At 46.2% G+C, this 14,701-nt stretch carries 11 protein-coding genes; 2 read left to right on the forward strand and 9 right to left on the reverse strand.

Annotation, left to right across the window (positions count from 1 at the left end):
• Positions 1-167: 167 nt before the first annotated feature.
• Both JUB15_RS00275 and mgtE read right to left on the reverse strand, forming a co-directional pair.
• Entirely contained in the window at positions 168-2,549 is a 2,382-nt protein-coding gene (locus JUB15_RS00275) for a S9 family peptidase (RefSeq protein WP_207510237.1), read from the reverse strand.
• A gap of 95 nt (positions 2,550-2,644) precedes the next feature.
• Positions 2,645-4,027 (reverse strand): magnesium transporter, encoded by a 1,383-nt coding sequence (gene mgtE / locus JUB15_RS00280; protein ID WP_207510238.1) that lies wholly within the window; start codon positions 4,025-4,027, stop codon positions 2,645-2,647.
• A 208-nt stretch (positions 4,028-4,235) separates the two neighbouring features.
• Here mgtE and JUB15_RS00285 point away from each other — a divergent pair, with 208 nt between their 5' ends.
• Positions 4,236-4,619 (forward strand): SET domain-containing protein, encoded by a 384-nt coding sequence (locus JUB15_RS00285; RefSeq protein ID WP_207510239.1) that lies wholly within the window; start codon positions 4,236-4,238, stop codon positions 4,617-4,619.
• A gap of 91 nt (positions 4,620-4,710) precedes the next feature.
• Here JUB15_RS00285 and JUB15_RS00290 read toward each other — a convergent pair whose 3' ends face one another.
• The 3 genes from JUB15_RS00290 to JUB15_RS00300 all read right to left on the reverse strand — a co-directional run bounded on the left by JUB15_RS00290 (position 4,711) and on the right by JUB15_RS00300 (position 8,524).
• A complete protein-coding gene (locus tag JUB15_RS00290) occupies positions 4,711-6,210 on the reverse strand; it encodes an outer membrane beta-barrel protein (RefSeq protein ID WP_207510240.1) in 1,500 nt (499 codons plus the stop codon).
• Positions 6,191-6,781: an RNA polymerase sigma factor gene (locus tag JUB15_RS00295; RefSeq protein WP_207510241.1), complete on the reverse strand. Its 591-nt coding sequence runs from the start codon at positions 6,779-6,781 to the stop codon at positions 6,191-6,193. Before JUB15_RS00295 ends, JUB15_RS00290 begins: the two co-directional genes overlap by 20 nt.
• A 312-nt stretch (positions 6,782-7,093) precedes the next feature.
• Positions 7,094-8,524, reverse strand: a complete 1,431-nt coding sequence (locus tag JUB15_RS00300; RefSeq protein ID WP_207510242.1) for a DUF4403 family protein — start codon at positions 8,522-8,524, stop codon at positions 7,094-7,096.
• A gap of 179 nt (positions 8,525-8,703) precedes the next feature.
• Here JUB15_RS00300 and JUB15_RS00305 point away from each other — a divergent pair, with 179 nt between their 5' ends.
• Positions 8,704-9,789, forward strand: coding sequence for a M48 family metallopeptidase (locus tag JUB15_RS00305; protein WP_207510243.1), 1,086 nt, complete (start codon positions 8,704-8,706; stop codon positions 9,787-9,789).
• A gap of 9 nt (positions 9,790-9,798) precedes the next feature.
• Here the strand turns inward: JUB15_RS00305 and JUB15_RS00310 are convergent, their stop codons facing one another.
• The 4 genes from JUB15_RS00310 to JUB15_RS00325 form a co-directional block, all read right to left on the reverse strand.
• Positions 9,799-10,680, reverse strand: a complete 882-nt coding sequence (locus JUB15_RS00310) for a bestrophin family protein (RefSeq protein WP_207510244.1) — start codon at positions 10,678-10,680, stop codon at positions 9,799-9,801.
• A gap of 327 nt (positions 10,681-11,007) precedes the next feature.
• Positions 11,008-12,243 (reverse strand): hypothetical protein, encoded by a 1,236-nt coding sequence (locus tag JUB15_RS00315; RefSeq protein ID WP_207510245.1) that lies wholly within the window; start codon positions 12,241-12,243, stop codon positions 11,008-11,010.
• A 657-nt stretch (positions 12,244-12,900) separates the two neighbouring features.
• A complete protein-coding gene (locus JUB15_RS00320; protein ID WP_207510246.1) occupies positions 12,901-13,359 on the reverse strand; it encodes a hypothetical protein in 459 nt (152 codons plus the stop codon).
• 122 nt (positions 13,360-13,481) lie between these two features.
• Positions 13,482-14,606 carry a TolB family protein gene (locus JUB15_RS00325; RefSeq protein ID WP_207510247.1) on the reverse strand — a complete coding sequence of 375 codons (1,125 nt, stop codon included), beginning with the start codon at positions 14,604-14,606 and terminating at the stop codon, positions 13,482-13,484.
• Positions 14,607-14,701 lie beyond the last annotated feature (95 nt).

The raw sequence follows: 14,701 nt of genomic DNA on the forward strand, positions 1-14,701 counted from the left end.
AGACTTTGTGTTCGGCGTTCTGCATTAAGCATTTGGCGTTTTAACGCTCAACGCACCTTTCCGCAATGGGTTCTTTCCGAATGAACTCGGCAAGTTCGACATTCGGGTAAAGCGTTCAGCGTTAAGCTTTGAGCTTTGAGCGTTCAGCGTTTTAGTGGAAAAATGGATTAATTTTTTAGCCAGGTTTCAAATAAGCGGAAGATCCTTTTGTATTCATCCGTCCAGCTTTCAGGCTCAATAAAGGCATGATCTTCCATTGGATATACGGAGAGTTCCCAGTTGTCTTTACCAAGTTCTATCAGACGCTGCGTGAGACGCACAACATCCTGGAAATGAACATTTACATCGATCATTCCGTGGCAAATCAGCAAATGATCCTGTAAGCCTGATGCAAAGTTTATGGGTGAGCTGCGACGATACGCAATGCTGTCACTAAAAGGTTCATTTAAAATATTGGAGGTATAGCCGTGATTGTAATGGGCCCAATCGGTAACGGGCCTTAATGCGGCTCCGGCCCCAAATATACGAGGTTTTGTGAATAATGCCATTAATGTAATAAAACCGCCATATGATCCTCCATATATCCCTATATGCTGCGGGTTTACGCCGAGTTGTTGAACGAGGTAGCGGGCGCCATCTTCAATATCATCCAGGTCCTTGCCGCCCATATAACGGTAAATGCCCGTACGCCAGTCGCGGCCATAACCGGCGCTGCCCCGATAATCGATGTCGAGCACCGTATAGCCGTTATCGGCAAGCAGATTATGGAACATGTATTCGCGGAAATAACTACTCCACCATTTATGAGCATTTTGCAAATAACCGGCGCCGTGCACAAATATCACCGCTGGTTTACCGGTATGGGATTGGGCCGGCCTGAAAAGCCGCGCATACACCTTCGCACTGTCGCGGGCGGTAAACGTGACCAATTCCGGATCGCGCCAGTTATAGCTTTTAAATTCTTCGCTTTGGCCCATCGTGGTTACCTGCACTGGTTTTGCTTTGGCGTTGCCGCCGGAAGTATTGTTGGGTTGCAGGTACAGTTCCCATGGTTTGTTGCTGTATGAATGTAAAAACGCAATCCATTTTTCATCGGGCGACAATTTTACCTGGTTTGAACCGGTAAGTGTGGTAATGCGTTCCGCTTTACCGCCCGATACGGGCAGGCGATAAAAATGTTGCTCACCGGGATGCACTTCGTTGGTGGTGATGTAAAAGTATTTTTTATTGTTCGAGAGCTGCGTGTTCTGCACTTCATAATTTCCACTGGTGAGCGCCTGCTTTTCTCTTGTTTTAACATTAATGGTATATAAATGCGAATAACCGCTTGTTTCTGACTGAAACCAGAACGTTTCGTCATTCATCCAGTCTGAATTAAAAACGGGAAATCCTCCGGCGCCGGGTCCGCCGATCCAGGCTTCATCTCTTTGGCGGTCGAGCAATGATAAACGGCCGGTTGCTCCCTCGAGCAGTAACAACCAGCGGTCCTTATTATCCTGCGCCCGCGCTTCAACCACGGCATAATTACCCGTTGGCGCCCAATTGATGTTTATAAAATTAACAGCACGCAATGGCGGGTTCCTGCTTTTTTCGGCATATACTGTTGGGTATTCTTTCAGGTAAGCGGGCAGGTCGCGGATGCCGGGAATGGAATCAGTGTTTACTGCAAACACCGTGTCTTTTTCGGTATCGTAAACAAACAGCTCCTGCGTATTTTGTGTTGTGCCCACTTTGGTTCGCGCAGGAAGGTCCTCCGTGTATCCACTTTCTGTTACATAACTGGGCACGATGGTCGATTTGCCGGGAACGGTAGTGATCAAACGGTAGGAGATAAAACGGCCATTGTTGCTAATGGTGAGCAATGACATCGTCTTGCCATTGAGCGGAATGGCGCGTACTAACTTCTCTCTGGCAAATTGCTTTACCAGGGAATCGGCCAGGTCTTTCTTTTGTTTGCGCCGTTGCAGCACAACCGAATTTAGCAGCGCTTCCTGCTGCAACCATTTTTCCTGTTGATTGCCGGCCGGTGCAGCGGGTGGGGTAGTGGCTGTTTGAAAATTCGTGAGCTGGGTGGTGGCGCCGGTTTGCAGATCCCAGGCCCAGGCATTTTGTTCGCGGATGTATACTATTTTTTGATCATGGAATGAGAACTGCGGATTGCTTTCAACCGCAACGGTTTGCGTTACCCGCCGGCGACTGCCGGTCTTTACAGTTACGAGGTAAATATCGCCTTCCTGTGTATATACATATTGATCACGTTTGGCATTATACTTTATCTGGTTGTCGGTGATGGCTGTCTGCCGGAAAGCCCGGGTCGTTTTCTGAGGAGTGATCGCTGTGGGCGTAATGTAATACACCGAATCTGCGGCCGCTTTTTCAGGGTTCCAGCTAAACAGCAGGTGTTTTCCGTCGGCTGTCCATTGCAGGTTGGCCGGTGAGGTACCGATCCATTTGGGATCACGCATGATCTTTTCTACCGTTAATGGACTGAGCTGGCTATAGGAAATAAGGGTTGGCTGTAGTAACAGCAGGAACAGCAATTTTTTCATAAACGGAAATTATAGGAAAACGGGCTGGAATATTGACCTCAATTGATGAGTGGTATTTATTCAAAACCTGGTCATGCCTCACCCGATATGCCTGTTTAGAGCAGGCTGCCGCTCAAAAATAAATAGGCTACCGAAAAATAGATCACCAGTCCGGTTACGTCGACGAGGGTGGCCACAAATGGGGCCGAGGACGTTGCCGGGTCAGCGCCCAGTTTTTTCAGAATAATGGGCAGCATAGAGCCTGAGATGGTGCCCCACAGCACAACGCCAATCAATGAGAAACCGACTGTACTGCCTATGAGTACGGTATGGCTGCCATAGGTATGAAATATTGAATTCCATAAGGCCACCCTGATGAAACCGATGAGTCCGAGGATGGTGCCCAGCATGACACCGGAAGTTATCTCGCGCCGCATTACCCGCCACCAGTCGGCAATGGTGATCTCGCCCACCGCCATGGCCTGGATGATAAGAGTGGAAGCCTGTGAACCGCTGTTACCGCCACTTGAAATGATGAGAGGAACGAATAGGGCAAGTACCACTGCTTTGGCAATTTCATCTTCAAAATAGCCCATAGCGGTGGCCGTAAGCATTTCACCCAGGAACAGCACTATCAGCCATACGACCCTTTTTTTAAAAAGCTTCATAATAGGCATTTCCAGGTAAGGTTCGTCCAGCGCTTCGGTACCCCCGATCTTTTGAATGTCTTCACTGAACTCTTCATTAGCCACCCACAACACGTCGTCGATGGTCACAATGCCCAGCAGGATGTTTTTATCATCTATTACCGGCAGGGCCACGCGGTTGTTCATTTTAAAGGTTTGGTTGGCTACTTCCTGGTCGTCATTCACATGCAGGGTTATGGAACGGTAATCAATGATTTCGTCTACTTTTTTTTGCGGGTGAGCGAGAATGATCTCGCGGATCCGCATATCGTCAACAAACTCGCCGCGTTCGTTCACCACGTAGATCACATCGATGGTCTCACTGTCCTTGCCTACTTCGCGGATGTGATCCAGTACCTCCTGAACGGTCCAGTCGACCCCGACGGCAATGTAATCAGGCGTCATCAGGCGCCCTACGCTGCTTTCGGGGTAGCCGAGCAGCGACAGCGTTACCCGCCGTTCATCAGGATCCAACAGTTTAATGAGCTCTTTAACCACTTCACTGGGCAATTCTTCCAGAAAGGAGGTACGGTCATCGGCAGGCAGCTCATTCAAAAGTTCGGCCGTTTTAAAAGGCTGCAATTCCTGGATGATCGCCTTCTGCGTGTGCAGGTCAAGGATCTTGAACACGCTGGCTGCCCGGTGAATACTCATATTGCCGATGATCTGGCTGGAGTACTCAGGAAATTCATTGATCAGTTCAGCCACCTCGCTGATATTCTGGTCGTTCAAAAATTCCCGCATCTGCAACACATCTTCCTGTCGAACCAGGTGCAGGAATTGATCTCTGGCATTTTCATTTTCCAAGCTCATGGGCCAAATTTAAACAATTGACGATAGACAAATAGCTAATGTGCTAATTTGCTAATATGCAAATCAGCTAATGGAATACACCGCAACATGCTAGTCATTGGCAAGATAACCTGAATGTGTGAAAAATCGGGAAACCCTTGCCGGTTGTCTGTTGCCTGTTGCCAATTGATTATCTTGTGCCTTGTAATTGAAATAATACAAACCCTACATGATACTGCCCTGTCTGTACATAGCGCCAACCCCCAAAATGGGACGCGGCGTTTTTACATCTGAAAAACTGAAAGCTCGTACCGTTATTGAAATAGCCCCGGTGATCGTATTATCCCTGGCCGACCGTAAGCTCATTGATCAAACTTTATTACACGACTATATTTTTGAATGGGGCGAACAGCAGGATCAATGTTGTATGGCGCTGGGTTATGTGCCGGTGTATAATCATTCCTACCGATCGAACTGCGAATACGAAATGGATTACGAGGGTCATCTTATTTCCATTAAAACGGTGCGCGCCATAAAACCAGGCGAAGAGTTATTCATTAATTACAACGGGGAATGGAATAATGAGAAAAAATTGTGGTTTGAGGCGTTGTAGTTGCCTTTCAAAATAATTGCCCCGGTGAGTACCGGGGCAGGCGGGTGTTGATCTTAAAGCAATGTATCCGATAGATCCGGTAATAGCAAAGCTATTTCCGGTTGTCTGACCTTCTGTTCTGAAAGCCGGGCTTGTACTTCAGCGTAAAGAAAATGCCATAACTGTTCATCCGCATGCTGCCCGTTCCCAATCCTTTCAAAGGAACTTTTAAATAAGGTTCCGCCTGGATCGAGAAATTCCTGCCCAGCGAGCGTTCGAACCCTGCCGATAAATTCCAGATGGAAAATACATAGCTTGAATTGCTGTCTGTGTTCTGCGGGCGCGAATAGCGGCCTCCCGGCGTATTATAATAGAGCGTGTAGTTCTCTTTATCCATCAGGTAAGTAGATAAACCGGTACTTGCAAACCAGCGCCGTTTATCGTTAAAGGCAACATCGTAACGCACATTTACAGGGATCTCCCACATAGAACAGTTCCCTTTTACCTCATCCAGTTTCCAGTTTGGCCAGGGCGAATAGTATTTGAAATACTGGCTATCGGCCTGGTAATACTTTTTAGTGTACAATACACCGGTATTTACCGACCAGCGGTTCGATAAGCGGTAACCCAGCTGCAGACCGAAAACGTAACCGGCTTTATACAATGGGCCGAACGACACAGCACTCATGTCAGGACCAGCCACCAGTCCTATCTCCAGTGGTTGGCTGATGTTATCTTTTTTGCGGTCTTGTTTTTTAACGGGCTGTTGAACGGGGTCTTTTATGGAATCAGCTGCTGTTGCCGGTAATTTATTGGCCGGCTGAGTAGTAGCTTGCTGATCAGTGGCCGCGGCAGGTGTAACTGTTCCCTTATCGGCATCAACGGGTTCTCCGGTTGTTGAGCCGTCTACAGTTGGAACTGGTGTATCAGCACCCGTTTTCTCCGGCGCTGGATCTACTGACAAGTTCTTTTGATGGTCGGTTCTGTTTTGCTGTTTGCCCTGTTTGCCGCGTGATGTTCTTTTTGAACGTATTTTGTCTTTTCCGGCGTTGGCAGGCGGAATAGTCGCATAATTCAAGGTAAGCGGAGCTTTATCAACACCCACTGCATTGGTTGGCTTTTGTTTTTGAACATTGCCCGGTTTGGCAATAGGTTGCGCACTGCTCTTCCCGGGTGTTGACGCCAGATTAGTGGCGGCAGTGGGTTGGCGGTCGCCGGTTTTATTCGTTTTCGACTGGGCAGTCGATGCAGAAGGCTCCTGATCAGCAGTGCTGCGTGATGGAGCGGGTGCAGCTGGCTGGTCTTTTTGGTTATAAGTAGCCTGATTGTTCTGCCCGGTAGCCGTTGTATAAGCCGGCGCATGAACATCGGGTACATTGTTGGCCAGTGGTGTCAGCGGCTGGTATTTCAATAGCGCGGTTAAAGCGCCGCCTGTAGTGGCAGTAATGAAAAACAGCCAGAACAGAAAGCGCCGCTTTTTCTTTTTTTGCGGCAATTCTTCATCCAGGCGCTTTTCCAGATCGGCCCATCCAGAAGCGCCTGAATCTACCTCGAAGTGCTCGGCAGCTTCGCGGCTGATACGGTCTAGGTCATTATCGTGGAGGGGATGCATACGTTTTTACCAAGTTTTTGTTGTGCAATAGTTTTCTTAGGTTGTCCCTGGCTTTCGACAGGTTGGATTTTGAGGCGCCTACTGAAATACCCAGTGTTTGTGAAATTTCTTCATGGCTAAGCCCTTCTATCACAAATAAATTGAAGACCGCCCGGTACGCCGGCGAAAGTAACCGGATCGCTTCAATTATTTCTTTATACGATAACATATCAATACCATTTTCGCCCTGATCGGCAATGGTCTCCGATTCATGTGTAAGCACATGGCCATTCACCGATGAGTTCGTTTTTCGGTAATGATCAATACAGGTATTTATCAGGATTCGTTTGAACCACCCTTTCAACGACAATAAAGTATCTTCCTGCCGGGTTTCATCAAACTGGTGAATGTTTTTGAAGAGTTTTACAAAGCCTTCATTCATAATTTCTTCGCATTCCTCCATCGCGTTGGTATACCGGTAACAGATCTTTATAGCAAAACCCCGGAGAAGGTAATATAACTCCTTTTGACTGTTGCGATCATTTTTGCGACAGCCATTCAGTAAGGAGGAAATGTTTGAGTTATCTAGCAAGGGTGTTGGTTTGCGGGAAAATTTCTTTGCTAACTAATTGTTTTTCATAACTCAAAGGCTATTACGCAGGAATGGGTTTGCAGGTTGCCTCGTACTGAAAACTTTTTAAAGAATGAATCTGATATAAAGGTATGCCTTTCGGCTTTTTTGTAATGTGTTCCTGGCAGGAATTTGAAATAGGAAGTAAGAAGTAAGAGATAAGAAGTCTCATGTAAAGTATAGGTAATAAATTAAGGGGAAAGGTAATTTCTTACTTCGTACTTCCTATTTCTTACTTCTTAGTACATGTAGTTTATTCGCGTTGTACATTATTTACTTCTTAAGCATACTTACCGGAGGCTGCCCGATCAGCATTAAGGTGCCACGGATATACGCCTGAACCTGGATATAGTCTTTTTGCGGCAGCAATCCAACCAGCCTGAATTGTTGAAAAGTACCTGATGTGCTCATCCAGGGCGTCACCGTTTGATTCAATCGTGCCTCGATGACCTTTTTGTTCTTTTCTATAAGCGCCGCAATATCAAGTACCGACTGGTTGGCCAATTGTTTCATGATCTTTTTCCGGAACAGGGCCTTGGCGATATTTACCATCATGTCTTTTGTGTCAACGGCAAAACTTACATCGGGCATGCTCAATACCTGCTTTTCCGCATCGAGAACAGGTGTGCCTGTCAAATGCAATACGCCTTTGCGGTTGCCGGTGAAAGCTACATCCACCTGGATTTTGCCTTCATTCGTTCCGCTGATCTTTACATCCTTTATCACAAAGGTTCTTCCTTCTACTTCAAATGGTTTGTTCACCAAACTGTCGGTCATGAGTTTATTAAAGAAGCTATACTGGTATACGGCATCAAGGTAAGTGCTGATGCCGGTTGAGTATTCTGAATTATTGATTGGCGGCAGGGCGGCATGTGTTACCAGTTGCGCACTGTCTGAGGAAAACCTGGGCTGTCCGCTATAGCCGATGGAAAAATATAATGTATCCTTGTAAATATTGAATTTACTCACCCGTAGCTCTGTTGGATTGAGGTTTAAAAACCCGTAGGTGCTGATGGGCATAACCCGGCTGCCGCCAGAACGCCACTGCCGCAGCATTTCATTATCATTAAGCGTTTGAACAAACCTGTCGAAGCTGCCGCAATAACTTTCGATCGACGACCGGATGCTGTCCATTATTTCGCCGGTAAGATCGTTTTGCATGAGCGTCACTTCACATTTATCCAGTGGGTTGATCTTATCTAATTTGGTAGAAGTGATCACCTGGTGATTAGGCAACAGGGTAAGCGTAGAACTGATGTTGAGGTCAACCCGGCGCAGCGGTTCGTTGCCAAAACCACAACTGCCGCTCACCCAGGGCGTTACCTGCTTGTCGAATGAACAAGCCGCTTTGCTGCCGGCGATCTGGTAATTACCGCGAAAACCTATTGTTACTTTGTTATTTACACAGCCAAAAACAAACGGTGAACGTACGAAGCGGAATTTATAACGGAAATCGCAACCCGATTGCGTGTAATTAGGCCACTTGTCATTGGTGAATTCCCTGGCGGTTCCTGAATCCATCATCGCCAGCAATGGCTTCATATATATTTTGAAGGGAATATTTATCCTGGAAGCTGGTAATGCCGGTAAAAGCCGGGCCGGCGTTTCTTTCGTTGGTTGAATGGTTACTTTTTTGCTGCTGGTACAGGCAGTTATACAGATCAGAAAAGCTACTACAGGCAGGAACCAGGAATACTGTTTCATAGTGGAAGTTTCTATAGTCAAATATAAGGCCGAAGTATGAAGGAATTTCTGATTTCGGGATTTCTTGATTTGGGGATTTAGCTAAGGCTCGAAGCGCTAATAAATGGGCAAATCTCAAAATCCCGAAATCTCAAAATCCCGGAATCTCAAAATCCCGAAATTGCTAATTTAGCGCCAGTATGAGCATTACTTATTCAGCAACTTATCATAATGCGGTGGGCCATTTTTACCAGGCTGTTGTTTTTTTATCGCCGGTAACCATCACCATCCGGTATCGTGATGAAGACAACCAGGAAAAAGATGTGTATTGGCTAACAAAGGACCTTGTGGCATTCAATGAACAGGTTGTTGGCAGCGAATTGCAATACCGGAACAACCGGGGAGAAGTGGAACGCCTCGGCATCCGCGACCCGCAGCTCGTGCTGGCATTGAAACAAACTTTGCGGGGGCATCGCCTGTTCAGCAAAGCGCATACCCGCGCACTGGGCAGCATCTGGCTGAAACTGGGGGTTATTGCCCTGGTGCTGATAGGCATATTGCTGGCGCTGTACCTGTGGCTAGCGCCCTGGTTGGGCGAACGGATAGCCAGTGGTTTTGCCAAAGAAACAGAGATCAACATGGGCGAACAAATGTACCAGTCGGTAATACAGCAATACAAGATCGATGCACATAAGACGGCCGTGCTGAATGATTTTTATGCGCAATTGCATTATGATGTCGGCTACCCGGTAAAAATAACGGTGGTGGAATCAAATGAAATGAATGCCTTTGCGATACCTGGTGGACATATAGTGGTGTATAGTTCCATCCTCGAAAATATGAAAACCCCGGAAGAGCTGGCTGCCTTGCTCGGGCATGAGGCTTCGCATATTGCCCTGCGTCACTCCCTGCGGAACATCTTCCGTGACCTGGCGCGCAAAATGTTCCTGGCCATGGTCTTTGGTAATGAATCAGGCATTACTTCGGTGGTCGTTAATAATGCAGATGCATTGAAACAACTGGAATACTCGCGGTCGCTGGAAACAGAAGCCGACAACAATGGCCTGCAGCTGATGTCAAAAAATAATATCAATACCCAGGGTATGGTGCGGTTAATGCAAATGCTGCAAAAGGAAAGCGGCGGTGCAGAACGATCTTCCTTCCTGAGCACCCACCCGGTGTTTAAAGACCGCATTGAAAATATTGAAAAGCAGATACAACAATTGCCGGCGACAACCACCGGCAATGAGCATCTGAAAAAATTATTTCATGATATTTACGAGTAAACTGTCTGCCTAGATGATGATCTCGGCTACGTGCTTTTTTATGTTCGATGCCATTTTGTTCATCGGCAGGTCATTCTCGTCACCGCCAAACGGGTCTTCAATTTCTTCAGCGATCAGCTCGAGACTGGCCAGTACATAGAATATAAAGGCCACTACCGGTATGGCAATATAACCCAGGCTGATAACAAAGCTGAACGGCAGGGTCATTACATAAAAAAAGATGAATTTTTTCAGGAACACACTGTATGAAAAGGGGATAGGCGTGTTCTTAATGCGCTCACAGGCACCCATAATATCGGTGAATGATTGCAGCTCCGCATTGAGGATGATCAGCTGATCGCCTTTTATCTTTCCTTCTTCATATAAGCGGTGCACGCGCTGTATCATCATCGAGGCCACCTGGTTGGGAACATGGCGATTGGTATCAATATTTCTCAGTTCAGGATGTTCCTTTTCGTCCAGCGCCAGCCGGGTGCTCTCGGCATGCAGGTGATGTGCCAGCACACTGGCATACATGGGTATGATGCGCCGGAAGAATGAGCGGTCTGCTTTTTCTTCATGCCCCAATATACTATGCAGCTTTATGGCCAGGTTGCGGCTGTTGTTTACCAGGGAGCCCCATAGTTTACGTCCTTCCCACCAGCGGTCATAAGCCGTGTTCGTACGGAATACCAGCAGCATCGAGATCACGAAGCTGAGAAGGGTATGCATAGAGATTATATTCTTTACATGGCTGTTCTCCGATAACCTGAATACATTCAGTTCGAGGAAAGCAATGAGCCAGCTGAAAACGCTGATCCCAATAATAAGCGGCAGAAGTTTGCGTAGCGTATCGGCCTTGTGAAAGCGAAAGATAAAGGTAAACCAGTCTTTAGGATTGTATGTGATCATAGTTGCAGTTCTGGGTGGCAATATACGGAATTCTCAAAGTCGGCAAAGGTGAAACGGCAATCGGCAATGTTGAAACTGTTCCAGGTTGCATGTTACAAGTTGCAGGGAAAACAGTTGCCTGTTACCGGTTACCTGTTCCCGGGCTTTTGCTTCGGCAAATCCAAATTATTACAGGCAACTTGAAACCCCTGTAACCTGAAACTTGTAACCGAAACCCAACCTTTGGGAAAACCGGCGACTGGTAAATGGCTACTGGTAACTGGTACTTAAAACAAAAAAGGTCCCACATAATTTGTGAGACCTGTATTATTTTTCAGTAACCTTCAATTACTTGGGTTTTGCCCAGGTGTTTGCCGGCAATGTTGGATTAATGTCGTAGCTTTCGTAGCTGATGGTTTGAGCGTGTTTACCTGATTGCATAACTTCTGTATAAGGCAACAGGATACCGCCTGTTTTCTTGAAATCAGAGTATGTAAAGGTGGTGGTTCCACTCAGCGGATCAACCATGATCAACGCTTCCAGCCGTTTGTCCTTGTCGTTGATAATATAACCTGAACGCATACTGTTCACCATTACCATTACAGAGGTCAGGCCATATTGCTGTGTTTGCAGGGTAGCAGTTGATTTAGCAAGTATATCTGATTTCAAACCTAACAGACCACAGTACAGGTAGCGTTTGAGCTCTGTAACACGTTGGGGCGACAAGGTAGCATAGCCATTACCGTCGAAACTCCAGCCGCTGTTGCCTTCCATTTGCTCTAACAGGATGGTATTGCCTTGCAGGGATGATTCCAAACGCACTATCTGGCGCGTAAAGTCGGCCGTCATAGTAAGCGTAAGATTATTGGTATTCATCACCGCTTTCATTGTATTGAGGTTATCCAGATTTCTTGCACCATGGGTCAAATTGGCCGCTTTCAGCAGGTTCATACCAGCTTCCAGTACATCATTGGGTTTTGCTGCAACTGCAACCGCCGCGGGTTTTGAAGCGCCGGCATGTTTGGCCATTTCTTCTTCATCGAGGTAATAAATTTCACCATTGATCACAACAATGCTTTTTTTCTCATTGCTGCTGAAGAAACTATAGTTGGCTGTTTTTCCGTTGTCGAATTTCAGCGCCAGCTGGCTTTCATTGATGGTATAAGAACCGCCATCACCACTATTGGTTTTGCCACCTGAAATAGTTGTCCAGTCGGTAGTACGCTTGAACTTGCCGTCAGTGAAATAAAAGCCATCCTGTTTGCCGGCTGACCTTACGAATTTGTAAAAACCAGCTGGTACACTGTTAACGATGTTCAGTCTGATAAAAGTGGCTGCACCGGATTGACCGGTTTCGCCGGTAATGCCTAACAGGATGATCTTTTCTGAACCATCGCTCAGGAATTTCATTTTTAACTGGTTTCCTACAATAGAGTAGGTTCCGTCTACCCGTTTTTGCCAGTCTGCTTTATTCAGGTCGCTGCAGAATGAAAAGTTGGGCCGGAAGTAATACACGTAATCAGTCCTCACCATTTCGCCGGCATCAGAACTTTGATCGTATTCATACGCAGTACCTGCATACACAGCATTGATAGTTTGATTTTGTGCTAAAAGGGTCGAACAGGAGAATAGTAAGCATACAAATAAAACGCCAGTACGGATTCTCGCCAAGGTGTTAAGTGTCATGATAACGTTTATGTGTAAAATTCAAAAAGTCTGCCGAAATAATTAAACTTTATAAATTCAGTTCCAATAAGTTTTACGGTAATTTATTCAACTGGAGCAAGCAAATAAGCATATCGTTTTTCTGTACTACGACTGAACCATTTCAACACCACTGTTCAACATGGAAAGGTTAATGGGATGTTCCGGTGGTCTGTTGGTTGATAGGTTCAATTCCGGGCGCGCAAACGTATCGTTTTAAAGTCAAACGTATGTCCTGTAGTGTCCTGCTCCGGTATCGGTCAAGGCTGCACTGCATCCAAAAACGCGGCTATAAACCTATTATTGTGTTGTGTTTGAGTTTGTTACATGCCACGATGAACCGTGATAAGTGAATTGAAATGAAGCAGATAGAACGATTTTGAATTAGAGTCAGATTAGAAATGCCTGGTTTGTAATGGGTTAATTTTCCACGGGATAACTCAAAATCGGCATTTAGCAGGCACCTGGTAAAAGCAAAATGCCATCCCAAAAGAGCGGATGGCATTCATTAATATGATAAAAAATGTATATTCTACACTACATACTAGGGAACAAAGGACGGCCGATCTCACGCGCAGGCCATGGAATTGCGGCCAGGATCAGGATCAATGCAACAACAAAGAACCAGAAAGCTTTTTTGTACTTAACCGCATCGGGTATCGATTTCTTTGCCTGACCTCTGCCAATGGTAATAAACACAATAGCTATAAGCATCATTAATGGATGTTCTACGAGGAAAAAGCGGTAGGTGGCATCTTTCATCACGCTTACACCCTCAGGTATATTGGTGAAGCTGATCCTTCCAACAAACAACAGTATTAAACCAATAAGCAGTGTAGTGTGGGCTGTGATCATGGTGAACAGCCATACTTTTTTGTCACCTGCCGTCAATGTTTTTCTGCCATTCATGCCGGACAAACTTTTGATTATAGAAGCCAGCAACAGTATTAACAGGATCCAACGTAAATAACTATGTAGTACAACTAAAAAATTCATATGGGGGAGATTTGGCGCAAAGCTAACGTTGGATTAGGATAATCTCAAATTTGATTATGATTAACTAATATAAGATGTGTGCCACACTTACTTCTGCCAAAGAAAACGAAGTGTGGCACCCTTTATTCCTGATCTGCATCATCTATCCAGTCGGCAATGAAGATATTGGTATCTCTGGTACCGCCGTTATTCCGGTTGCTGCAGAATACGATCTTTTTACCGTTGGGACTGAACATCGGAAATGCATCGAACCCTTTATCCCGGCTGATCTTTTGCAGTCCGCTGCCATCTGCATGCATTATATACAAATTGAACGGAAAGCCTCTTTTGTATTCATGATTTGAAGCAAAGATGATGCGCTTGCTATCGGGCATAAAGGCGGGGGCCCAGTTGGCTTGGCCCAATTGCGTTATTTGTTGGGCATTGCTGCCATCAGCATCGGCAATGAACACTTCCATTTGCGTTGGCGCCACCAGGCTCTCGGCCAGTAATTCTTTGTAAGATCGTAAGGCTTCGGGTGTTTGCGGCCGTGAAGCCCGCCAGATGATCTTTTTACCATCTGCACTGAACCAGGCGCCGCCATCATAGCCTGGTGTATGGGTGATCCGCTTTTCCCTGCCGGATCTGAGGTCCATTACATAGAGCTCAAGATCACCGTCCTTAACGCTGGTATAGATCATTTTTTTGCCATCAGGCGACAAGGTGGCCTCAGCATCATAGCCTTTGCTATGAGTAAGTTGTTTAACGATCTTACCATTGAGGTCGGCCATAAAAATATCATAGCTGCTGTATAATGGCCAGATGTATCTATTCCTGTATTTCGACCGGTCGGGCAAAGGCGGGCAGATGTCGCCACCCAGATGGGTAGAGGCATAAATGATATGTTTTCCATCTTTTGTAAAGAACGCGCAGGTCGTCCTTCCTCTACCGGTGCTTACCATTTTATATTCAAAAGGAGCGCCCGGCGCGGGTAACCTTCCGGCAAAGATCTGATCGCATGGAATGCCGTCTTTGACACTCGTGCGCTGGAAAACCAGCCATTCACCATCATAGCTGAAGTATGCTTCGGCATTATCGCCGCCGAACGTTAACTGTTGTATATTCCGGAAATGTTTTTCTTCCGGGTACAGCAGTGTGTCTGCAGGTTGCGAAGCAAGCTTGTTGAACAATGGTTGCCTGTTAAAAGCAGTAAGCAGAACGCCTGTCAGGCCGGCGACCAGCAGGTATAATATGAAATTTTTGATCATGTCGCTTCAATTGATTCCCACCCGGGCGACGTCAGCAGGGCGGGTTTTAAACCTTATAACAATTAATGAAGATAATTTTGTTAAATAGTTTGGCT

The sequence above is a fragment of the Longitalea luteola genome (assembly GCF_017356035.1).
GTDB classification, from domain to species: domain Bacteria; phylum Bacteroidota; class Bacteroidia; order Chitinophagales; family Chitinophagaceae; genus Niastella; species Niastella luteola.